This window comes from Runella rosea (assembly GCF_003325355.1).
Lineage (GTDB): Bacteria > Bacteroidota > Bacteroidia > Cytophagales > Spirosomataceae > Runella > Runella rosea.
On record NZ_CP030850.1, the window covers coordinates 3,193,733 to 3,215,558 of the forward strand.

Here is a 21,826-nt window from a genome sequence, read left to right on the forward strand (position 1 = left end):
GATTACAAAAGTATAAAGCAGTTTGCCACTGAAACGTTGGTAAAACTCCAAATAAGCTTATAAATAGCTATGTCGGATTCCTTCTCCGCGAGGATAACATTTTGTCTTAAGTTTTACAATCGAAGGTGCGCCAACTGTCTTACTTTGGGAGCGAATGGCAGCTTTTTTGAGTAAGCGGTCACTAAATAGGAATTTTCACCACTACTTCTGTGCCAGCAGCTATTCCCCAATCGTCTTTCAAATCATTGATTTTCACGTTGGTATTGGTTTGATACAGTTGATTGATGAGTTCGATACGCTCCGTGGTTACTTTCATGCCAAAGGATTTATGTTTAGTCGCAGATTTGCTCTTGTATTCGGCTGCTTTTTCACGCCCCACACCGTCGTCGGTGATGGCAATGCGAAGCACATTTTCCTGCGGTTGTGTCACCGCAATGATCACCTGTCCGCCTGCTTCTTTGTGCATCAATCCGTGCCAGATGGCATTTTCGACGAAGGGCTGCACCAACAGCGGCGGAATTTGAATCGTGTCAGTATCTACATCAGAGGCAACGTTGATTTCATAATGCACTTTTTGCTGAAACCGCATAGCTTCCATCTCAATGTATAGCCGCAGGGTTTCGAGTTCGTTGGTCAGCGTCACTTTCTCCGAGCGTGAGTTTTCGAGCACGAGTCGTATCAGTCGGGAAAACTTAGACAGGTACTCAGAAGCTGTATCTGCTTCGTTGTTGGCCGTAAAGTATTGAATCGAATTGAGACAGTTGAAGATAAAGTGAGGGTTCATCTGCGCGCGTAGGGCCGAAATTTCGGTTTGGGCAATGCGCTGTTTGTACTCCGCTTCACGCTGTTTGCGCAGGGCTTCCTCGGCTTGCAGGCGGCTTTTGAGCGTTTGTTGTTCCAAGCGGTAGCGATACATGGTATAGACCACTGCCAACCCCAACGCGAGCAGCAACCCCCTGAACCACCATGTTTGCCAAAAAGGTGGTAAAATGATGATTTTTAATGAGCGTACATCCGACCAAACACCGTCATAATTTGACCCTTTGACTTGGAGTTCATATTCGCCCGGAGGCACGTTGGTGAAGGCCGCTAAGGGGGTGTTACCACATAAAATCCAATCATTTGAAAAGTCTACCAGTCGATAGGCATATTGATTTTTTTGGTGCTGGATGTACGACAGCGCCGAAAACCCTACGGTGAAAAAGCTTTGGTCGTGCCGCAGGGTAATTTCAGTGACGGAATTGAGGTTTTGCGGAAGCCTCAATTCATGATTGAACACTTTGATAAAGCTGAATACCACGCGTGGTTTGAGCGTAACATCCTTGATTTCGTGGGGATAAAATCGAAATCGGCCAAAAAACAGTTCATCACCTTTTCCTTTGATAAAAGATCCGTTCAAAAATTGATTCAAATCATATTCTGCTCCCAGGTATTTAGCAGCCCCCGTTTCAGGGTTATATCTAATGAGGGCATTGTCGCTTTTTAGCCAAAGTGTTCCATCATTTGTGATCATAATATTTACAATCACATCATTTTTGTCCAAAGGCATTCGTTGCCATTTATTGGTGAGCGGAGTATATTTCCAAAGTCCATGCCTGGTGGCGGCAATCCAAATTACCCCTCGCTTAGGGTCTTCCACCATTTTATTGATGGCAATATTTGTCTCTACGGTTGTTTTATTGATGTCGTCTTTGATGGTCAGCTTGTTGGTTTTTGGGTCAAACCAACGAATCAGGTTATCGTCCCAATTTCCCAGCCACACCATACCTCGGCTGTCGACCATTACTGACCTCAGCCGCTGGTTTTCTACCAGCGGCTGAATACTGACGATATTCATAAACGTTTTACGGTGGGCATCGTATTTGACCAGTGAGCCTTCGGTAGTGGAGGTAGTTTGCGTAATGGGTATCCAAACGTTCCCTTCTTTATCTTGGGCAATGGACATAATATCGTAGAGTTGGTCTGTCCGTAAAGGGGAATTTTGGATGGAGGCCTGCACTTTTATCATGCGTTTGCGGCGCAAATCCCACTGCCAAATGCTTCCTCCGTCTATCTTCCCCACAAACCAAATCACCTGATGGAGGCTGTCGGCCAAAGCCATATTGAAGTGCTGTTCGGGTTGAGAAGGAGCGGGTTGTTGGAGCATCTCCGTCAATTGCCCGTTTTGTTCGTTATAACTCGCCAATACAAATCCCCGTGGTGTTTGATAGGTGAAATACAATTGATTTTGGTATTGACAGAATATTCGGAACCGTTCTTTCTGTATTTTTTGAGGAACCGCGCGCAACACCTGAACATCAGGACTCAAATACGCAACGGCCGCATCGCCAACGGCGATGTGTTTACCCATCCAAACGGTATTACGCCTTCCCAAAAAAAAGGAATTAACGTTGGACGGAGGCGAAAATTGATCATCCGGAATGTGGGGGTATTCGTGCAGGGTTTCGGTCTGTTTATCAAAAACTTTAATTCCATCATCGGTGTGAAAGATGAACTTATCTTTTTGAAAAGGCTGGAGTACAAATAGTTGATTGGACTTTAATGCTGGAAAATAATACTGCTTCCAGCGGAGCGTGTGCGTATCAAAACGAAGCAGTCCCAAATGAATCCATCCTCCCAACCAAATATATCGGCCATTGGCCTCGGGAACGATTGAATTAATACTTAACTCCTGATGCTTCTCTTTGCGGCCCCTAACTTCGGGATTATAATTTCCGGCCAAGTTGTACCAAACAAGTTGATGGCGGACAGGATCATAATACCCCAAAGACGATATTCCGTGATTGGTATCGGAGGCATGAGATACCTGCCCCCATACGCGCCCGAGTGCATCTACCGACATTGGTTTGATGAGCACCAAAGCTCCGGTATCAGGCTCGTAACGGTTGGTATAGCCATTGATAACGGGCGGTAGTTTGATGTGCTTAAACCGGTTGGTTTTGGTGTCAAACTCAAAAAAAGGGGCACGGATATTATTGTCCACAGCAGGAAATAAAATATATATTTTCCCATCGGCATTTGACGCTTCACCCCAAAGCACATAATTCTTAATGAGCGGTGTAGGATAAGAATTAAATTTCTCGGTGAGGGTATCAAAAATCGCCATTCCTGCATCAGTCATCGACCATACAACATGATTGGAAGTCATGTTGATCCCATAATACCGCGTAGAGTCGTAGGTTTTGGCATAATGCCCATCGTAGCGAATCAGTGACTGATTGTCGGCCACAAACCACAAATAACCCTGATGATCCTGCACTCTCATCTCTTTGGAATAGGCCTTTTTGACGATGTCACTCTCGATCACAAACGGATCAAAGCGCAGGTAGGGCTCATTCGTAATGACCTTTTCGGGGGGCAATTGCAAAATCTCAACCTGTTGGGCGCACGCCGTCCAACTTAATAAGATAGTTAAACAATATATCCTGATAAAAAGGTACAATCCGTTTAGGTTTAATCGCACACTATTCTTCTACCAAGATAGATAGTATTAAGGTCATCTTCCAAGTATTACGCGCTCAAGTGCATGATAATTGGTGCCAACAGCAGAAAAAGTGAGTAAGGGACCGACGGTCATTTTAGCGCTCAGGATTTTCAGGAGCAGTCGTTTACTTACTAAAGCCCACAACTTACGTATCAAAACCCTCCACTCGCGCCCTTTCAGTGGAATTGGCGGCCGATTGATGCGTAGCTTAACCGTTATTATTCCCCTCGCTTTGAATAAAGAAGAACAGTTGTTTGCTGGATTTATCTATCCAACGACTAAGTATTCTGAATCGTTTTTATGAAAAATCATCATGGAAAATTGTATTATTCTTCGGGATTGTTCAGGATTTATTCACCTTCTACCAGATGAAATTTTACGTTTGGAAGGCGACCGCAACTATACCCATGTGCTACTGACCGACGGCAGGAAACTCCTGTTTTCCAAAACCATCGGCTATATGCTGGAGCGCATGCCCGAAGGGACCCTGATGCGCATCAGCAAAAGCCACGCCATCAACCCCACGTATCTGCGAAGCGTTTTTTTACGTCGCCATCAGCGCTATGTCTATCTCACTTCGGGCGAAAAGTTTGAAGTATCCCGCCGCAGGGCGCAGGAAATGCGTAGACGGTCAAAACTGCAATCCCCAGCAACACACCCGATACGCTAAGTTTTTATTTATAAACCAATACAATCACTATGAAAAAGCTATTGCTGACATTATGCTTTACGGGGGCTTTTGGCGCTTTATTGTCCGCCCAAACCGTGACACTATCGGGTACCGCTGCTACTACCCCGGCGGCGGCCAATGCCACCTACACACTTAATAATTCGGGGAGTTTTCAATACACCCCAATTGAGGTAAAAGACTCCGGTACCGATTCTTATTTTACGGCCGATGCGGTATTTAGTGCCACGGGCCAATACCAGATCTACCGCAATAGTGGTCATTGGAAGATAGGCCGGGTGATTTGTAATGGTTGCAGTACTCCTACTACAACCATTTATTATACCCTCACCAACAATTCCACCAAGCCTCCCTGCACGGGCACATGGACCAAATTAAGCGGAGGTACTGAGGCGCTTACCCTAACGGGCGACTGCGTCACGTCTGGGCCAAGTTCGGTCAAAGCCACCGTCGTATTGCCTACCGCCCTTAGCTTACCACAACTGACTGCTGCCGATATTACCGCCATCACTTCTCCTCAAAAAGGAATGTTGGTCTATGACTTGACCAACAACTGTGTGAAGATTTACAATGGAATGGACTGGAAATGTTTGACCGATCAATAACAGCTAAACCATTGATAACATGAGACTTTTATATTTTTTATTGGGTCTGTCAGTGGCCATTGGCAGCCACGCAATCAACTCTGCCCAATCCGGTCTTTGGAGTTCGCCTTCTACATGGGCAGGCGGAGTCGTACCTACTTATACGGATGATGTGACCATCCTCAACGGCCATACCGTGACGGTAGATGCCTCCTCAGGTGCCCAACCCTCAGAGGCCCAATTCCTCACCATCCAACAAGGGGCTACACTCACGTTTGTTAATATTGCCGGTGGTGGTTTGGTTACGCGCCGCATACACGTAGAGGGGCATTTGCTGCACAATGCCAAGCAGATGGGTACACATCAGATGACCTTTGGGCCCAATGCCTCCTTCACTATGTCGGGCAATGCGCTGTTACGTTTTACTACTTGGACTGGTTCGCCTGTGGCGGGAACGTGGCTGGATATGACCCCTTTAGACAACGCCAACGTGAACATAACAGGCGGCACTTTTGAGTTCAATCAAGCGCATGTAGATCCCACTCAACTAATGATGAAAGCCAAAGGAGATTTGGTATTGGGAGTTAATAACACCATCAAATTCACCAATCCTTACGCCACCTTAGCCGACCCCATCACTATCAATGCCGAACTGCCCATAGTAGGCCATCTTGAAACACCCGAAAGCCCGTGCCGATTGGCGGGTGGGATGGTCAATGGACAACTTACGCCTGTGCAAGTACAGGGAAATCTTACCCATTACGGGTATATCTTGCCTTGGAGTACTGCCAATGAGATCATTTTTTATGGCAACGTCAATACGTTTTACAGTTCTGCCGAAATAGCATTCCCCACCCTTCGTTTTGGCAGTGCTGCACAGGCCGCCACCAATGCCCAAATCATCACCGCTACCAACAAAGCATTCTATTCGGTCACAAATCTTTACATTAACAACACCCACCCAGCGGGCGTACTTTTTACAGGCAATTTTACCGCTACCCGAATGGACATATCGGGTACGCTTACATTCAATCAGGGCAAACTTTTCTTAGGTACTGCCATCACCGGCCTGACATTGGCCAATCCTGTGACAGGCGCTTCTGAAAATGCGTACATCGTCACGCAGGGCACCGCCAAAGTCTCCAAAACCATGAATATCAGTACGTTTGAATATCCCGTAGGGAGTATAACGGGCTACGCCCCCATTGTGCTGGGTTTTTCAACTAACTCCAACGTCAATACTTCGGTACAGGTCATTGAAGATAATACACAGGGGACCAACTCCCTCACTAAAAAATGGAGGATTACCAAAGAAACGTCAACGTTCGGAACGTACTCTGCCACTTTCAAGTGGCTTCAGGGCTACGAAAACAGTGCTTTCGACCGTACGGATTGCTACGGACACAACATCAGCAGTAACGCTAACCTTACGGGCGGACAAAACGCAGCGGGAGGGCCAATGTATGCAGTAGGTGGAACCTTTCAACTGTCTTCGGTCACCCCCACTGATTTTACGGTCAAAAGCACGCCTTTGGTCAGCCCTATTGTATCGGCTCAGAGCGGGCCGTGGGAGCAGACCACTACGTGGGTGGGGGGAGTAGTACCTTCGGCTACGACACCCACGACTATTCTAAACAGCCATACCGTCAGCGTTCAATCCACCGCCAATGTCCGCAACCTCCATGTCAACAACGGAGCAAGTCTGGTGCTGAACCACCCTTCGGAGTTGATTGTCAACAATGGTGCGCTGATTGCTGACGGCAGCATAACCATCAACGGAGGCAGTACGTGGGATAATGCCTCGGTCATCACCGTTCATGGCAATGTATCCATCAATGCAACCGGCGCGTTGAACTTAATGGGCCAACTCGACAACTGCTGCTTTCCCCTGCGCTACTCCGCCAAAATTCTGGCAAGAGGCATCAGTGCAGGCGGAGCGACCAACGTGGCCGCAGGAGTTCCTGTTTTCACTATTGAATCTGGCGCACAACTGACATCCAATCAAGGACAGATCACCGTGTATCGCCACAAAGGCGACCCTGCTTACACCACACCCACGTTTTCGTCGGCGGTAGCCATGCCTGCCGGGACGGAAGTGTTTTTTACAACGCCCCACTTCAATACTACACAGCCTATCATAGCCGAATGCGCCGCTTACGACAAAATACTGTTAGACACCTACTTTGACTACGTACGCTTCGGTTCGTCCACGAATCAGGTCATTGTAGCAGGCAAAGTCACCTCTCAGACGGTCAGTACCGGGATAAAAGTAAAAGATAACCATGAATTGATTCTTTTGAGTGACATTGATTTGGAATCAAACCGGCCTATTGGGTTGGGCCTCAACAGCAGTGTACGTTTTGGAAACAGCACGCATACTCCCACGGCTACGCAACAAATCAACAACCTGGAAGTGCCCAACGGAACCGTCTACATGGATAATCCAAACGGCATTGAGGGCAATCTCATTACCGGGAATCTGGTTTTTGTCAGAGGAAAAATCAAAGGGAGCGTTTCGGCAAACACCGTTGCGGACTATGACGCCACCCGTTACATTGTAGGTTCGCTGGCACTCCAAGGTATTCCTGCCCAAACGAATGCGTTATTCCCGTTAGGTACTGAAAATGACTACCTGCCCATCACGATGAACAGCCCCACGGGGCCGAGTGACATGGAGGCGGGAATCTCGCTCTCCAACAATTTCACACCTACCCCAACTCCGGGCCTAACGCTCGAATTCCTGCTCCGTAAGAGCGCGTCAAGCCCGTTTGGAATTCCTACGGCCACGGTCAGTTGGACCGGTACATACGAAAAGTCCGGCTTTACCCGCAACGGCATCCGTCTCTACTATTTATTGACCGGTTCCGGCTTCCCCTCATGGCAGACCTTTGGTACCGACATAGGCGCCACGGGCAGCAACCCCTACCAGGCTACTTTTCAGCTCAATGCTCCCAACAACGGGCAACGCTTTGCGTTTGGTAACGGCACTGTACCGCTCACGTCGATCAAGTCGGTGGTGTATTTACCTAACCTGTTAAACTTACCGCAGCTCACCACCAACGACATCGGGCAGATTGCCGCGCCCCAAAAAGGGATGATTGTCTATGACCTGAATGTCAATTGCGTGAAATATTACAACGGGACGGTGTGGAAGTGTATTGCAACGCAGTAGCCTTGTGCAGTTTTTCAAAAATGGCAATTCATCAAATTTTCTTATAAAAAGTCCCGCAGCCCATGCCATTCACGCCCCAATAACGGCTACCGGCTTCCTAAAACCTGCCACTTACTCCATGAGAGTGGACGTGGCTGCCAGTCAACGTATAACTTAGTATTGAAATCGAAGACGCCTGTTTCAAACGATTGAAATCAACTAATTCAGTTAATCAAAAAAACATTGAGGTTGTTTCTTTCTCTCCAAAACTGATTTTTCGACTAAACAAAAAACACTTTTACCATGAAAAAATTGTCTTTTCTTCCTGTACTAACGGCACGTTTATTACTGCCAGGCTGTGGTACTAATGATCACAGCCTACTCACTGACGCCGGAAAGTAAGTAGCCCCCAAACAACACAGTTATCATCATATCCTCATATTCTCGGGCGTTATTCAGCCCTGAATAACTCTAAAAATCAAACGCTTAAAACTATCTTACAATAATGAAAACCCTACATTTTATTTGTCTTTTTTTGATAGGGCCTATACTTTTCACCATAACAGGTTGTGGTGAAGGCAGCGATGAACTCACCGTAACACCTGTCGTAAAAAAAACCACTAAAGAAATTACCGCTTTTAGTTTTGGTGGAAATTCCGACGTAGTGGACATTGATCATACCAAAGGCTTGATTCATGTCAAAGCACTGTGGCGGCCGCAAGGCTGGCAACTGCGGCCTACTATTTCTCATAACGGCTTGAACATAACCCCCACGCCTAACACACAAGACTATTCCAAGCCACAAAAATTTAACATCATAGCTGAAGATGGCTCTTCAAAAGAATATACCGTGATTGTATCATCGGCTTGGGCCAATTATGTAGATGTAAAAAGTGCGCAAGATGCCACTATTTACACCCACGATGGGGGATATCATAATGTGTTAGAGGCTTTCGAAGAGCAAATAGCCACAGGCAATAAAGCACTCACTATTGTGCAAGGAGGTAGTAATGCCAGCTATACAAACCGCAACAATTTTCACTTTGTCAATACGCTTAAAGTGCCCATGGTGAGCAATACTTACTTGCGCACGCACACTTTTACCACGCGCCGCCGCTACCCTTATCTTTTTCCAGAAGCTACGGGTTACTTGATGGTGTCTAGAGGAAGTTCGAACTATTGGAAACTCACTCCTGAAAGTGGCATGATTCAAATCACTGCCTACGACAAAACCCACAACATGGTATCAGGTAATTTTAAAGAACTCAAATATGCCAGTACCAGTAGCTCTTCCGGCTACCCCCACGAACTCAGCCGAGGGGGATTTATGAATATTGTAATCAAATAATTTTTTCCAACCTTAAACACTTACTAAAATGAAAGAACAACCAATGATTCAGTCACCAAAATTTGAGGTCAATTTGGGAGGAATAGACCTAACAGAGCCACAAGCCCAAGAGCTCGAAAAAGCCATTCAGCAAGCAACCATGCAGTTTTTGGCGAAGTTAGATAGTGGCTTTTTGAAGAATAATGAGGTATTCGCATTAAAGCCAATGGATACAATGGGTGTTGGTCTAGGTTCAAAAGAATTTGCCTTTGATAAAAGATGGTGGTTCGGGTTTAAGCTTATGAAACAAATCAGAAAAGACCAAGTACTAAGAGTCAATGAAATCATTGCACGAGGTCTGCCTTCGGAGTTAGTTACAGTTGTACCTATCAAAGAATACAAACTTTAACATGAAACCCGACCAAAAAGCCACTTGTCCCAGTGCCGAGCCAAAGGCTGGCGCGGTACTACTAGGCGTAGTAAAGCAGAATGGAGAAGTGAACTTACTCTCTCAACGTATAGAGATAGACGAAACCTTCATCGAAACTGCCTCGCAAGGCCGCGACTTAGGCCAACGCTTTCGGTTTGCCAGTCCGTGCGCTGCCAAAGGATGCGCCAATTGGTCGGGTCATCATTGTATGGTACTCGACATCGCCCGTCAATTAGCACACATTGAGCCACTTAGCCAATTTACATTACCAGCTTGTAGTATCCGAGACAGCTGCCGCTGGTTTATGCAAGACGGGGCAGATGCCTGCCGTATTTGCCCTAAAATCAACACAGGCTTTACCGAAATAGAAACAGTTTAAACACTTTATTACAATGAACACACAATCCATCTTCCGCACAGCGGTAGCTGCTATGTTATTGACCAGTAGTCTCTTATTTACTCAATGCCAAGGTCCGCAGGGAGAACCTGGGCCACAAGGTGAAAAGGGTGCCACTGGCGATACTGGTGCCACTGGCCCAAAAGGCGAAACAGGCACGGCTAATGTAATACAAGTTACTTGGCAAAAGGCATCTGATAGAACTGATCGTAGTAGTCCGAAGTATATTTTGCCATCAGGAATCACTTTAAAAAATTCATTTGTAGCCGTTTATATAACCGTGAATAGCGTATGGTGGCTTCCTTTACCGTATGATTATACCTCAGGAATTTCCGCCGAATATCTGGGACATTATAATTTCTTTTTCAGAGAATCCGAAAACGTCATTTACTTACGGGCACGGAGACTTAACGCAACAGGAAATATAGATAACGTATATGATGTAGGAATGAGGGCAATTATTGTCCCTGCCTCAATTCTACGCAACGGTCGCTACTCTGCCGAGTTTTGGCAAGACTATAAAACCGTTCAAAAAGCCTTCAACCTTCCTGATTAAGTTTTTTCACTTTTGAACTTCGTAAAAATCTAAAAATTAATCAAGTAACCTTATTGCCACAATGAAATCACCTTTATATCAATTCATTACATGGTTTGTGCTCTGTACCATAACCGTAGGTTTCAACAGTTGCAGCGATAAAGAACCTACCCCCGAAAAAGTTTGTAAGTTATTGACAAATGGCAGTTACCAAACTACTTATGAATATGATAATCGATACAATTTAATTCGACTATCGGGCAATGGTGGTTCGATAACCTATAACTATGATAAAAAGGGATTTTTGTCTGAAGAAATACACTCTGACGGCAAGGCTATCAAGTATGAATATAAGAATGGATTGCTATCAAAAATTACCTATCCAGCGGGCAGTTTCGATATAGAAGCCATCTATGAATACGATGCCCAGCAACAACTGTCGAAATCTACACATAAAACTACTCGCTATACCATCACACGAAACTATAATAATGGCATGCCGATTTCTTTTTTTAGAAATGAAAATGGCACTATAACCCAACCCTTTCAGTATGATAATGGGCGTGTTATCAGAATCATACAAGGAGACAGAAGCTATCAAACCTATGACTATGATAGTAGGGGTAGAAACACTTTATATACAAAATATGATAACACAGGAAAAATAACCGAATATATTGAATACACCTATCAAGACGGTTTAGAGCCTTTAAATGCGATTCCTAACAATTTTTTCAAGGGTTTTCCAGATGAAATAAAGAATATTTCACCCAATGGCCTGATTAAACAATCTACGTATTACAAAAGGCAAGCGAACAATAGTTTTATCAAAGAGTCCGAAAGTAATTATGGATATGTTTTGAATCGAAAAGGGTATCCTACGGTAGTATCTCAAACATACTCTTACAGAAATAGTACTGGTACATGGGTTACTAACAACACCTACAAAACGACTTATTCTTATTTCAACTGCGAGGAATAATAATGTTTTACCTCCAATCAATTTTTCACTTCTTACACATTTATAATCATGGCAAAAGTAGAAAATGTATCTATGGTCATCGGTAATGATCAGGTACAGAACAGCAACCAAGAATCGTGCAGAAAGATAAAAGTATCGGCAAAATTCAAGTTTGCACCAGAGGAAATCGGAAATCAATTTCAGGCTCGAATAACGCTTTTTGGCACAGATAGACCTGGCATAGACGTTGATGACGCACGCCAATTTCCTCCATGGATACGCTGGGATACCGCCATAGGCGATTTTGATTTTAGCGGTGGAAACGGCGCGTTATCTACATCGGCACTTTCTATTGTAGGTTCAGTTGTATATCAGAAAGCCCTAACTCCAACAACAACTGAGATGGATTTTGTAGAAGAGAAATTAGTACTTGAATCAAAATTGAACGAAGATCCATTAAGAGAATTTATTCCCATTGGCCCTCCGCCAATCACACACCGAATTCCCAAACCGCACCAAGATGAACTATTTGTCAAAGTTCAACTGATAGCTGAGGGGATATCACCCGTACAAATAACTACTATTTTTTAATAAAATCTTCTTTAAACACTTAATCTCATGCAAACACCAGAGAAATTCACGCCCGATTTGCAGGGGTGTGGGAAGAAAGCTACACCCGTAGCCATGTCAAGTGTACAATATCCTGTTTCGGCTCAATCTCACTTGTTATTACGCAACGTCAGCGAATATTACACGGCTTTCAATCGAGCGCACTGGGGGCCGTATCCACCCAACTGTTTTGACCATTGTTTAGGTGGCGGGTTAGCTTGTTTTCTATTCGATTTAACAGAAGATGGTTGCTATCAAGCTATTTTCAAGACCCAACGGTACAAAGAAGTAGCAGGCACGAGCGCACGGGTATGGTTTCATATGCACCAAATGGGAATTGTGACACACATAGAGACAACCGAGGGTGAATACCAAATTTTTACGGTAGTCTTGGGCAAACTCCCTGCCGAAGGTGGCTTATGGCAGCTTTGCCTCAATGTACATACCGAGCACCCAGAAAACATGTTTGCTTTTTTTGAAGCTACCCTAGAAAAATTATACTAAATCATTTTTCAAGATAAAAAAATATCATGAAGACTTTCATTCGACCTATTCATACTGCTTCGTTAATAGCAATTTTGCTCACTACCACACTCACAAGCTGCGGCCTTTTCCAAAAAGCCGTTGAAGCCGCTTGGCCATTGCTGGGTACTTACAAAATGAACAATATCCAACTGGAACTGCGCTACACCGCCAACGGCTCGTATAATCAGAGAGGCACAACGACTCGTTTCCCCAATGATTTACTGGATTTTGGTACCGGCACGGTTACGATGGGCAATGCTACCTACAATTACCGCCAAGAAAATGTAAACGGGGTGAAGAAAGTGGTATTTGTGGATCAAAGCACCAACGAAGATGTGGTAAATTTCAACTATACGCTCAACGGGAATGCACTCACCCTCACGTCTGACAATATCATCATGGGCACTACCGCAAGAGAAAGGACACAGGAAGCCTTAGGATGGGCAGCAGTTTTTGGTTTTGGCACCACTACTTTCCCGCGCATCACTTCGGCTACGGATGCTTCTTACGGGGCTTTTATTGTTAACGCTACTAAATAACGGGACGAAAATATTTTTCCTTTCCATCAGTTGGGTACTGTTTCACCGGCTGGCCCAAACCCAAGAATTACCCCATCGAATGCGAATGGGGCTATCGCTCGACTTGGTAGGCAATACGTTGGGCGTAGGGGCACAGCTGCACGGTTCGTTTCGCCTCACCGACAGCTATTACTTCAGTTTCGACGACCGCCACCAATACACTAATATAGGAGGTGGAGTGGGTGCTACCCTTTCAAGAGCGCTTTCAGTGGGTATGAGTATTCCAAACTACGTTACCTATGGCATAGGCAGGGGGCGTGCCATGTGGGAGTTTGGCTTAACAGGTGTAAGGGGACAGAAGTTGGTAATCAGTACAGAAACCACCCCCCAAACAGGACAACTTTATCGAACGCCCAATGAGCATTGGCAATACTTGGTGCTGCCCCTCGTGGGTTATCGGTACACTGCTTACAGCGGCTTTATGTTTCGGGTCAACGCTCCCGTACCGGGCATTGCCTTTGGCTGGATTCTCTAACATTTTAAACGTATACAATGACCATGAAAAATTATTTTATTCTTTTCGCTTTTGGTATTATTATTCTGGCAGGTTGCAGCCGCAATAGCGCCCCTGCCACCCAAGGACCTGCCAAAACCTATGCTATTCTGCCTTTCGACGTAACCATCGAAAAAAACCTGCAAATCAAAAAAACAACGCCCGAAATGCTCCGTCAGCAGGAAGAGCGCGAAAGCCTTCAATACCAAAGCGGCGTATTTCAGTACATGATGGAGCGCAAAAAAGAGTTTAGTGTCAATTTTCAAGACATAGACGATACCAACACACTCCTCATGCGCAATGGAATCGTTTATGAAAAAGGCCGCTCTATGACCAAAGCGGAACTTTGCCAACTCCTTCAAGTAGATGGTATCCTAACAGGAAAGTACCAGCGTAAAGAAAATCTCGACCGTAATATTTCGCGAGGATTGGATTTAATAGCGAGGCAAACCGAAAATTTTGCCCTCAGTCCTAAGCAGGGTGAAGCGACATTGAGTCTTTCCCTCTACAATGCCACCGAAAAACGAGTGGTATGGACTTATCAAAATGACGATTGGAACAGTAGTTATCGCAGCCCAGAAGAACTTGCCCAAAAATTGATGGAAAGAGCTGCGAAGAAGTTTCCTTATAAAAAGTGAACCCCCATTTTTTAAACTTTAAACGTAATCACGAAACAATCCCTTCTCATCCCTCTCTACCTTTTGGTCGTTTTTTGTTGGGCAGAGTGTTGCCCAACTACGAGGCAGGGGCTATTCCGAAAAACGTTTACAGTTCTACGTTACTATGTTTTAACCCCACCTCAAAACCTGCGGCGGCAGCCTCTACTGATGCTCAAAACGATGAAAACACTTCTCCGACTTCCGTTCATTCTAATGATTATGATAGCAATAGTGTTCAGTTGCAAAAAGAAAGAACCCGCACCCGACCCTTACGCTTTTTTGGTGGGTACGTGGCAGTATGCCAACGGTGCCGAGTGTGTGTTTGATGCGACTACCAAAACTGCCAAAGGAACAAAAGTTCCCACCAACAACACGCTCTTTAAGTTTGTGGTTGGCGAAGACTACTGGCGAAACGTCAAATCAACGACCACTGACCAATGGGAATATGAGCAGATTATAAGGTTTTCGGACGGCAAAACGGTGGAGTACCGAAAAAGTATATTGAGAAAAAAGGACGATAACACACTGTTTATTAATACCCCCGGCCTCGCTGACAGCGAACTCAAACGGTTGAAGTAAACTACTTCTTGAACTTTAAGCCTTCTTTCGATGCCTCATCGACCATAACTGCGCGCTGCCGCGAAAATGTGGTATTTTGAAAAACGCTTACAGTTTTATTGCACAAAACTTGATTAACTTGAACGTAAGTTTCATTTTCACATTATCAGCTATTCTCACAACCGCGCCAGCGTCAGTCCACCATCCACCATAAACACCTGCCCCGTCGAATACGGGAACGCGCCTTCGGCAATGGCAGCCACGGCTTTGCCGATGTCGCCAGGAAAGCCCCAGCGCGGTTGAACGGTGAGGCCGTCGGCAATGAGTTTGTCGTATTTGTCGGTAACGCCCGCCGTCATGTCGGTTTTGATCACGCCCGGGCGCACTTCGTACACAGGGATTCCAAATTCGCCCAAACGCGCGGCAAACAACTGCGTGGTCATGCTCAGTCCTGCTTTGGCCACGCAGTATTCGCCGCGATTGACGGAAGCTACGGTCGCCGAAATGGACGAAATGGTAATGATACAACCTTCAAAATCAGCGCTTTCGTTTTTTTGCTGAATCATCCAATTGGCGGTGGCTTGGGTCAGAAAATACGTTCCTTTCAGATTGGTATTAACCACATAATCAAAGCTTTCTTCGGTGGCTTCCAAAATATCGGCGCGTACTTTTGGTGCTACGCCCGCGTTGTTGACCAGAACGTTCAGACGCCCGAAGTGTAATTTGATTTTATCTAACATTTTCATCCGTGCTTCTGTCGAGGCAATGTCACCTTGGCAATAAATGACTTCCGCGCCTAAACTGCGCAAATGGGTTAATGCTTCCTCTACTGATGCTTCATCACGCATACCATTGATTGCCAGATCAAAGCCTTTTTTAGCTAAATGCTCGGCAATTCCCAAACCGATTCCGCGACTACCGCCGGTGATAAATGCTACTTTTTTCATAGAATGAACGTCGGTAAGGAACGTCGGCAAGGTTTTGAACCTTGCCGACGTTGATAAATGTTTATAAACTCTCTTTAATCGCCTTTAACTCCTCGGCTTCGGGGCGTTTTTTATAGAAGGGATCTAAGGGGTAACAGCCAGAAATGATGCCGTTGCGCGGGGCAGTGGTACAATCTGAGAACGTACGACAAATGAGGTTCCGCGTCATGGGCCGGCCATTGGCCATGTCGTCGGGCATGGTAGGATACGACAATACCATTCGCCCGAAACCTACGCTGTCGGCCATGCCGTTGCGCAGTACGTGTTGGGCCACGTTGGGTAGCCATTCTTGCAAATACGAATAGCCCGAACCAATAATAACTAACTCAGGAAAAGCCTTTTTCAGCTCGGCGGTTACGTCAATTTGCCGTTTTACGCCCGCAAACGGCTCTTCAGGTGGCTGGTAGCCATCAGAAGGCGGAAAGAGCGCGGGGCGCATCAAATGCGGATTATAGTAAGGGCTCCCACCCGTGATACAAATCATCTGAATACCAAGACTTTGAGCCAACTCCAAAAAGGCTTTGGGCTCTTCTAAATCAATGCCTAACCCATCTTCCCGTCCGCCAAAAGCATAGGGATAGGTTTCGGCTTTTTCGGGCTCACCCTGTTCGTTGGGACCTTTTTTGAACGGCAAAAAGTCAAACGCACTCACGCGAATGCCCATTTCCAAGCCAGGAGCAGCCTGTTGAATACCCGCTACGATGTTTCGCAGGTAGCGCGTACGGTTTTCGAAACTGCCGCCGTATTTACCAGGTCGGTCTACCGCACTCAAAAATTCATGGCCCAAATACCCGTGGCAATGCTTGATGTCTACAAAATCAAAGCCCGCTTTTTGCGCCAAAACCGCCGCTTTGACGTATTTTTCGATGATCTCGTCAATTTCTTCGTCGGTCAGTACGGGATAGTCGGCATCCATGCCAAACTTTTGGTTGAGGAACGGGTGCGAATAAAGAATCTTCGATTCAAATTTCTTATGACTATTGGGCTTGCAAAACCGCCCCGAATGCGTCAATTGCAGGCCAATAACGAGGTCGTCAGCAGTGCCGAATTTCTCCGTATGTTTATCTAAAATCAATTGACGCAGGTTGACATATTCCTCAAAATTGTCTTCACTCATCACCAACTGATTGGGGTTGGCTTTGCCTTCGTGACACACCGCCACGGCTTCGCAGCCAAACAGCAGTTTTGCCCCGCTGACGGCAAATTTTACCCAACGATTTTTGGTAAATTCCGTGGGTTTTCCGTCCAATGTTCCGTCCCAACCTTCCATCGGTAAAATACAAAGACTGTTTCCGATGGTTTTGCCTGATTTTAACGGAATAGTGGTATTGAAGGGGCTCTCTGCTGGCGGCAAAAGTGTTTCGTCAAAAGACAAATCAACTTCTGCCGTTTCCAAGTACTTTTTTAAGTCAGACGCCGTTTTGAGTTGCGCTACTCGGGTATATTTTGGTTTGAATTTGGTAGACATGGAGGTTTCTTTAACCGTTAATTGTTATGTGTTATTCGGTTTTGAAAAACGTAGGTTTCTTTTTTTTTACAAGTCAGACTTACGGTCAGACTCAACCTACCCACTCATATTTATTTTACACAATTTAAAAATGCGTAATAAGGCTCTTTGTTAATGATTCGCTGCACATAAAGCGCGGCTTCACGAATGTGGTAATCGCCCCACATGCTTGACTCACCATACGCAATTTTGCTACCTTCTGGCACGTAATCCCAGCCGTTGGGTTGATGATAAATGGAGTGCAATAACAGGCCCTGATGGTTGGGGTCCGTACTTAAGTAAGGCTCTTCGAGCAATGAGTTCAAAACCGTCAAACCTGCCTGCCAATACCTCTTCCCTGATTCTTCATCCCCTTTGGAAGTCAAATAGTAGCCCAAACGTAACAATCCCTGCGCACCGATGGCGGCGGCAGAGCTATCGACAGGCTCATGGTCATTGAACGGATCAGCAGGTCGATTTAAATAATCGCCTAATTTATAAAGGTTGGGTGCGCCCGTATCCCAATACGGAATACCGTCAATAGGAGTATGTTCGATGTAAAAATCGCAGGTAGCGCGGGCGGCTTTGAGCATCATCGCCTCAACGGCTTCGCGCCCGCCAAAAGGAACCAATTGTGCATCAGAAATACTTTCCAAGGCTTCGAGTTGTTCTGGGAAACCGCACATGGCCCACGCCAAACCGCGCGTCCAAGTACTAAAACCAGTGTATCCCTGCTGCGAATTCGGACAACGGAAATTGCCATCTTTGACATTGAACACGCTCTCGTGGGCGGTACGGCCCCACAAATCGTACGAGTCGCGGCCTTCGCCATAAAATACCGAAAAGTCGGCGGTGGCTTTGATGTGTAGCAAAGCCCGTTCGAGCAGATTGATTTTCACATCTCCTTCTCCCTGAAAAACATGTCCTAATTGGTGACTCACCACCAATGCTCGGCACGAACGAATGGTATCGACAAACAACGAATGAGCGCCGTTGAAAGAATGGATAAAGCCCCCCAGTCCGCCGTCGCGGTTTTTGATAGAAGTCCAACGGCTTGCCTGCACGGCTCCCGAGATTTTGAGGGCCAATTCGTAGAAATTTTTCTCCCACTCATTGAACTCAATTTTGCCTTCGTGCATCAGCCGCAGCAAATTTCCGTAGGTGCTTACGTTGTTGAATCCGTGGTCGTGTACGCCGATGTGGCTCACGTGCGGGGCCATCACGGCGAGGGTATTTTTGCGCCCGTATTCCAAAAAATCGGTTTCGCCCGTGGCATCAAACTGTAAAATGGCGGAGCCAAACTGAAAGCCCTGTGTCCATTCTGTCCAACCACGGGTAGTATATTGGCCCTTTACGGTAAAAACGGGAGAACCGTTGGCAACGTCGTAGTGTTGTTCAATCAATCGAATTTTTTGGGCCGAAAGCGCCCAGAATCGCTGCAATTTGGCCGACAAATCAGAGGGCGTAAGGGTGGGGTTAATGTGAATCATTCAGGTTGTAAAAGGAGGTTAAACTTGCCGAAATGAAAACAATCGCTGTGTTCATTATTTACTTTTAACAAACCATTTTACCCCTAAAATCTACTTTTGATTCAGGTCTAAATTGAGTTTCAAGATTAAAAATAGGCGTCTCTGCCCCAAAAACGGCTTTCAAACCCATCATTACCAAGTTAAGTCAATCAACAAGGTAAGCCCCATGCCGACAAATCCACTTAGGGTACTTACCAGTGTCCATGCCCGCAGAGTCTGTCCTACGGTCATGCCCGAAAAGCGAGAAATGACCCAAAAACCTGAGTCATTCGGAAACGAGCAACACATGCTTCCGCAGCAAATTGCCAACCCGACCGTAATGGGATTTGCGCCCGCCACGGCAATCATGGGTGCCACAATGGAGGATGTAGTCACGGCCGCTACCGTAGCCGAGCCTTGGGCCGCGCGCAAAATAGCAGTCAGTACAAAACCCAACATCAACAGCGACATGTTCATGGACGACAACCACTCGACAAGGGCCGTTGCAATGCCCGAACCGTTGATAATAGCCCCAAACGAGCCACCCGCACCCACAATCAGCGTCAGCAAACCCGCCGAAGCGCCGCTTTCACTGATGAGTTCTTCAAAGGTTTTCCGAAAATAAGGGCGTAATAATCCCCCCGCTAGTATTACTCCTAGCAACATGGCCACATTTTTGTCCCCCAAAAAAGCAATTATCTGACGGCTAGCAGTACCTTTAGGCATCATTTCGGACACGACACTGCCAAACAAAATCAACAGAATCGGAAAAAGAAGCAGCAATAATGAAAGACCGCCCGAAGGTTTTTTGCGCTCATCTTCCACCACCGCTTCAGTATTACTGGCCGGCTCAGCAATCTGCATGTGCGGCATTTTAATCAGGTATTTGGCCGCCACCAACCCTAGGAGGGCAGGCGGTAACGCCACCAACAACGACCAACCGATAAACTGCCCCGAAGGCAGATTGAGTGTACCCATCACGGCCAACGGCCCCGGCGTAGGCATCACCAAACAATGCGTGGCAAAACCGCCGATGATGAGTGCCGTCACCAGAGAGATTAATGGAAGGCTCGTCTTGCGAGAAATATCCCGCAAAATGGGCATATAAATGATAAAGACGGCGTTGAGAAATACAGGAATACAAATAAGATACCCCGTGAGGTTCACGGCAAGCAGCGCATTCTTTTTACCCACGGCCCGCAACACAAGCGCAGCGATTTGCTCAGTGGCCCGCGCCTCCGCAAGCAGGTTGCCGAGCACGATTCCCAACCCAATCACAATCCCAATGCTACCGAGTGTTTGTCCAAAACCCGTTGAGATTTGCTTCGTTACCTCATCAAGCGGCATTCCGATGGCCACTCCAGTGAGCAACCCCACCCCTAGCAACGACACAAATGGGTTGATTTTCAGCCGAATGATTGTAAAAAGCAGCACCGTAATGGACACGACAAAAATAGCGAGAGGATAGAAATGTTGATTCATGAAAGAGAGGTTTTAGGTAATCAGAAAAGCGCAAAAAAAAGCCTTTCTACTTTCCGACTCATGAATCAACGGGCGTGTATCTCCCTATATTTTTTGCTTAATGATGCCAAACGCATCGTCGTATTGTTTGTCTACTTTGGCCAATGATTGCCTTACATTTTTGAGAGCTTCTTTGTAATTGTCGTTCACCTGCATAAGGCGGTCGGCGATTTGTTTGCCAGTGGTTTCGTTGATTTCAAACGTCCAATCCTTAAACCCAAGGTCATAGTACATTTGGCCTTTGATGGTATCTTCTGGCTGGCGCAGGTAAAAAGCGGGTGTGCCGTTGGTGATAGCAATAATAGGCGAATGACATTCATAACTCAGCACTGTATGGGCATGGGCGTACAGCGAAGCAGCTTCGTCGGGAAGCCAATAGCCATGCTTGACGACAAATGGCTTGACATCATCGGGCAAAGGATTAACTAATAATTCATCAATAATATCCACCTGATAGGTCATTTCGGGGCAAACAACGATTTTATTGCCCGTTTTACGCACCCACATTACCATCGCTTCGCGTACCTTGGCGTGGTCAATTTCTTTCCATTTATCGTTCAGCGTTTCAATTTCTTTGATGCGTTCGTCGCTGTAGCCAGCATTATTGGCCCTGATTTTGTAATAAGGCGTGACGCGCAGTCGAGGAATGACGCAAATGAATTTGCGGTGTTCAAGACTGTTCTCTTTGATGAAGCGGTCAGCTTTGGCATCGTCATGAATTTCCAGCACAAAGGTGGCATCGGGAGCAAACGCGATGTGTTTCCCCTCCAATCCAGCCTCTTTCAGCTTTTGAATGGAGGCCGTCTCACGGGTAAAAATAAACGATGCATGTTGCAGCAGGTCTTTTAACGAAGGGGTAACATTCTGGGTCGTAACGCCGAAAATCCCAAAGGGTTTCTGCGTTTGTTTGTACCAAGATTCTACATAATCGGCCGCTACCACCGACGGCCCCGAGCCGTGAATAAAGAAATCGGCTTCCTGAAATGCTTTTTTTACTTCGTCGGTTTGCGGAACAAAACTCTTATCCACCGCGCCGTGAATGATTTGAACATTCGGGTAATAGGTGTTGAGCATGGTTTCCACCTTCTCACTTTTGCTCTTTTTCCAAAGAATGATTTTGGCCTTGGGAAGCCGTTTTTGCAACAAACCGATCAGCCCCGGCGTGTGGGCAATATCGCCGATATTGACATCCTGCCAGCCCGACGTAATGAGCAACACCGGGTTTTCTTTGTTAACGGCTTGGGTGATAAAGGGGACAAAAGCGGCCGCTGAAAGCATACTGCCTTGTTTTACAAATTGACGACGATTCATGGTTGTACGTTTAAAATAAGGTTAATACCGTTTTT

General features: G+C 46.1%; 21 protein-coding genes. 15 read left to right on the forward strand and 6 right to left on the reverse strand.

The annotated features are described in order from the left end of the window. Positions 1 to 181 precede the first annotated feature (181 nt). A complete protein-coding gene (locus tag DR864_RS13315) occupies positions 182 to 3,367 on the reverse strand; it encodes a histidine kinase (protein WP_114067444.1) in 3,186 nt (1,061 codons plus the stop codon). A gap of 169 nt (positions 3,368 to 3,536) precedes the next feature. Between DR864_RS13315 and DR864_RS29820 the strand changes: the two genes are divergently transcribed. The 15 genes from DR864_RS29820 (at position 3,537) to DR864_RS13385 (ending at position 15,000) form a co-directional block, all read left to right on the forward strand. After that, on the forward strand, positions 3,537 to 3,788 hold the full coding sequence (locus DR864_RS29820; RefSeq protein WP_162793793.1) for a hypothetical protein: 252 nt from the start codon (positions 3,537 to 3,539) through the stop codon (positions 3,786 to 3,788). A 9-nt stretch (positions 3,789 to 3,797) separates the two neighbouring features. Further along, the gene (locus DR864_RS13320; RefSeq protein WP_114067445.1) at positions 3,798 to 4,154 is read left to right on the forward strand and encodes a LytTR family DNA-binding domain-containing protein; all 357 of its coding nucleotides are present in this window, start codon (positions 3,798 to 3,800) and stop codon (positions 4,152 to 4,154) included. A 29-nt stretch (positions 4,155 to 4,183) separates the two neighbouring features. Then, the gene (locus DR864_RS13325) at positions 4,184 to 4,777 is read left to right on the forward strand and encodes a phage tail-like protein (protein ID WP_114067446.1); all 594 of its coding nucleotides are present in this window, start codon (positions 4,184 to 4,186) and stop codon (positions 4,775 to 4,777) included. 19 nt (positions 4,778 to 4,796) lie between these two features. Next, entirely contained in the window at positions 4,797 to 7,928 is a 3,132-nt protein-coding gene (locus DR864_RS13330; protein ID WP_114067447.1) for a G8 domain-containing protein, read from the forward strand. A 484-nt stretch (positions 7,929 to 8,412) separates the two neighbouring features. After that, positions 8,413 to 9,255 (forward strand): SGBP N-terminal domain-containing protein, encoded by an 843-nt coding sequence (locus DR864_RS13335; RefSeq protein WP_114067448.1) that lies wholly within the window; start codon positions 8,413 to 8,415, stop codon positions 9,253 to 9,255. Between the two features lie 28 nt (positions 9,256 to 9,283). Then, positions 9,284 to 9,643, forward strand: coding sequence for a hypothetical protein (locus DR864_RS13340; RefSeq protein WP_114067449.1), 360 nt, complete (start codon positions 9,284 to 9,286; stop codon positions 9,641 to 9,643). A gap of 1 nt (position 9,644) precedes the next feature. Then, the gene (locus DR864_RS13345; protein WP_114067450.1) at positions 9,645 to 10,043 is read left to right on the forward strand and encodes a hypothetical protein; all 399 of its coding nucleotides are present in this window, start codon (positions 9,645 to 9,647) and stop codon (positions 10,041 to 10,043) included. A gap of 13 nt (positions 10,044 to 10,056) precedes the next feature. After that, complete coding sequence (locus tag DR864_RS30370; protein WP_262510953.1) at positions 10,057 to 10,617, forward strand: collagen-like triple helix repeat-containing protein; 561 nt, start codon at positions 10,057 to 10,059, stop codon at positions 10,615 to 10,617. Between the two features lie 61 nt (positions 10,618 to 10,678). Then, entirely contained in the window at positions 10,679 to 11,578 is a 900-nt protein-coding gene (locus DR864_RS13355) for a hypothetical protein (protein WP_114067451.1), read from the forward strand. Positions 11,579 to 11,626: 48 nt separating this feature from the next. Continuing rightward, complete coding sequence (locus DR864_RS13360) at positions 11,627 to 12,148, forward strand: hypothetical protein (protein WP_114067452.1); 522 nt, start codon at positions 11,627 to 11,629, stop codon at positions 12,146 to 12,148. 27 nt (positions 12,149 to 12,175) lie between these two features. After that, on the forward strand, positions 12,176 to 12,670 hold the full coding sequence (locus DR864_RS13365; RefSeq protein WP_114067453.1) for a hypothetical protein: 495 nt from the start codon (positions 12,176 to 12,178) through the stop codon (positions 12,668 to 12,670). Between the two features lie 26 nt (positions 12,671 to 12,696). Continuing rightward, on the forward strand, positions 12,697 to 13,230 hold the full coding sequence (locus DR864_RS13370) for a hypothetical protein (protein WP_114067454.1): 534 nt from the start codon (positions 12,697 to 12,699) through the stop codon (positions 13,228 to 13,230). Then, positions 13,190 to 13,744, forward strand: a complete 555-nt coding sequence (locus tag DR864_RS13375) for a hypothetical protein (protein WP_162793795.1) — start codon at positions 13,190 to 13,192, stop codon at positions 13,742 to 13,744. The genes DR864_RS13370 and DR864_RS13375 overlap by 41 nt, the downstream gene beginning before the upstream one ends. Positions 13,745 to 13,767: 23 nt before the next feature. Further along, positions 13,768 to 14,400 (forward strand): hypothetical protein, encoded by a 633-nt coding sequence (locus DR864_RS13380; protein WP_162793797.1) that lies wholly within the window; start codon positions 13,768 to 13,770, stop codon positions 14,398 to 14,400. A 201-nt stretch (positions 14,401 to 14,601) separates the two neighbouring features. Further along, positions 14,602 to 15,000 carry a hypothetical protein gene (locus tag DR864_RS13385; RefSeq protein WP_162793799.1) on the forward strand — a complete coding sequence of 133 codons (399 nt, stop codon included), beginning with the start codon at positions 14,602 to 14,604 and terminating at the stop codon, positions 14,998 to 15,000. 155 nt (positions 15,001 to 15,155) lie between these two features. Here DR864_RS13385 and DR864_RS13390 read toward each other — a convergent pair whose 3' ends face one another. From DR864_RS13390 to DR864_RS13410, 5 genes are all read right to left on the reverse strand, one after another. Continuing rightward, positions 15,156 to 15,926: a 3-ketoacyl-ACP reductase gene (locus DR864_RS13390; RefSeq protein WP_114067458.1), complete on the reverse strand. Its 771-nt coding sequence runs from the start codon at positions 15,924 to 15,926 to the stop codon at positions 15,156 to 15,158. Between the two features lie 61 nt (positions 15,927 to 15,987). After that, on the reverse strand, positions 15,988 to 17,433 hold the full coding sequence (locus DR864_RS13395; protein WP_114067459.1) for an oxidoreductase: 1,446 nt from the start codon (positions 17,431 to 17,433) through the stop codon (positions 15,988 to 15,990). A 110-nt stretch (positions 17,434 to 17,543) separates the two neighbouring features. Next, a complete protein-coding gene (locus DR864_RS13400; RefSeq protein WP_114067460.1) occupies positions 17,544 to 18,941 on the reverse strand; it encodes a glycoside hydrolase family 88 protein in 1,398 nt (465 codons plus the stop codon). Between the two features lie 171 nt (positions 18,942 to 19,112). Beyond that, positions 19,113 to 20,441, reverse strand: coding sequence for a GntP family permease (locus DR864_RS13405; RefSeq protein ID WP_114067461.1), 1,329 nt, complete (start codon positions 20,439 to 20,441; stop codon positions 19,113 to 19,115). Between the two features lie 84 nt (positions 20,442 to 20,525). Beyond that, positions 20,526 to 21,791 (reverse strand): polysaccharide pyruvyl transferase family protein, encoded by a 1,266-nt coding sequence (locus DR864_RS13410; RefSeq protein ID WP_229599577.1) that lies wholly within the window; start codon positions 21,789 to 21,791, stop codon positions 20,526 to 20,528. Positions 21,792 to 21,826: the final 35 nt, after the last annotated feature.

Bases quoted from the DNA above. Each gene is read 5' to 3' on its own strand.
- DR864_RS13320 (WP_114067445.1), top strand. From the start codon at position 3,798: ATGGAAAATTGTATTATTCTTCGGGATTGTTCAGGATTTATTCACCTT.
- DR864_RS13325 (WP_114067446.1), top strand. From the start codon at position 4,184: ATGAAAAAGCTATTGCTGACATTATGCTTTACGGGGGCTTTTGGCGCT.
- DR864_RS13330 (WP_114067447.1), top strand. From the start codon at position 4,797: ATGAGACTTTTATATTTTTTATTGGGTCTGTCAGTGGCCATTGGCAGC.
- DR864_RS13335 (WP_114067448.1), top strand. From the start codon at position 8,413: ATGAAAACCCTACATTTTATTTGTCTTTTTTTGATAGGGCCTATACTT.
- DR864_RS13340 (WP_114067449.1), top strand. From the start codon at position 9,284: ATGAAAGAACAACCAATGATTCAGTCACCAAAATTTGAGGTCAATTTG.
- DR864_RS13345 (WP_114067450.1), top strand. From the start codon at position 9,645: ATGAAACCCGACCAAAAAGCCACTTGTCCCAGTGCCGAGCCAAAGGCT.
- DR864_RS30370 (WP_262510953.1), top strand. From the start codon at position 10,057: ATGAACACACAATCCATCTTCCGCACAGCGGTAGCTGCTATGTTATTG.
- DR864_RS13355 (WP_114067451.1), top strand. From the start codon at position 10,679: ATGAAATCACCTTTATATCAATTCATTACATGGTTTGTGCTCTGTACC.
- DR864_RS13360 (WP_114067452.1), top strand. From the start codon at position 11,627: ATGGCAAAAGTAGAAAATGTATCTATGGTCATCGGTAATGATCAGGTA.
- DR864_RS13365 (WP_114067453.1), top strand. From the start codon at position 12,176: ATGCAAACACCAGAGAAATTCACGCCCGATTTGCAGGGGTGTGGGAAG.
- DR864_RS13370 (WP_114067454.1), top strand. From the start codon at position 12,697: ATGAAGACTTTCATTCGACCTATTCATACTGCTTCGTTAATAGCAATT.
- DR864_RS13375 (WP_162793795.1), top strand. From the start codon at position 13,190: ATGCTTCTTACGGGGCTTTTATTGTTAACGCTACTAAATAACGGGACG.
- DR864_RS13380 (WP_162793797.1), top strand. From the start codon at position 13,768: ATGAAAAATTATTTTATTCTTTTCGCTTTTGGTATTATTATTCTGGCA.
- DR864_RS13385 (WP_162793799.1), top strand. From the start codon at position 14,602: ATGAAAACACTTCTCCGACTTCCGTTCATTCTAATGATTATGATAGCA.
- DR864_RS13390 (WP_114067458.1), bottom strand. From the start codon at position 15,926: ATGAAAAAAGTAGCATTTATCACCGGCGGTAGTCGCGGAATCGGTTTG.
- DR864_RS13395 (WP_114067459.1), bottom strand. From the start codon at position 17,433: ATGTCTACCAAATTCAAACCAAAATATACCCGAGTAGCGCAACTCAAA.
- DR864_RS13400 (WP_114067460.1), bottom strand. From the start codon at position 18,941: ATGATTCACATTAACCCCACCCTTACGCCCTCTGATTTGTCGGCCAAA.
- DR864_RS13405 (WP_114067461.1), bottom strand. From the start codon at position 20,441: ATGAATCAACATTTCTATCCTCTCGCTATTTTTGTCGTGTCCATTACG.
- DR864_RS13410 (WP_229599577.1), bottom strand. From the start codon at position 21,791: ATGAATCGTCGTCAATTTGTAAAACAAGGCAGTATGCTTTCAGCGGCC.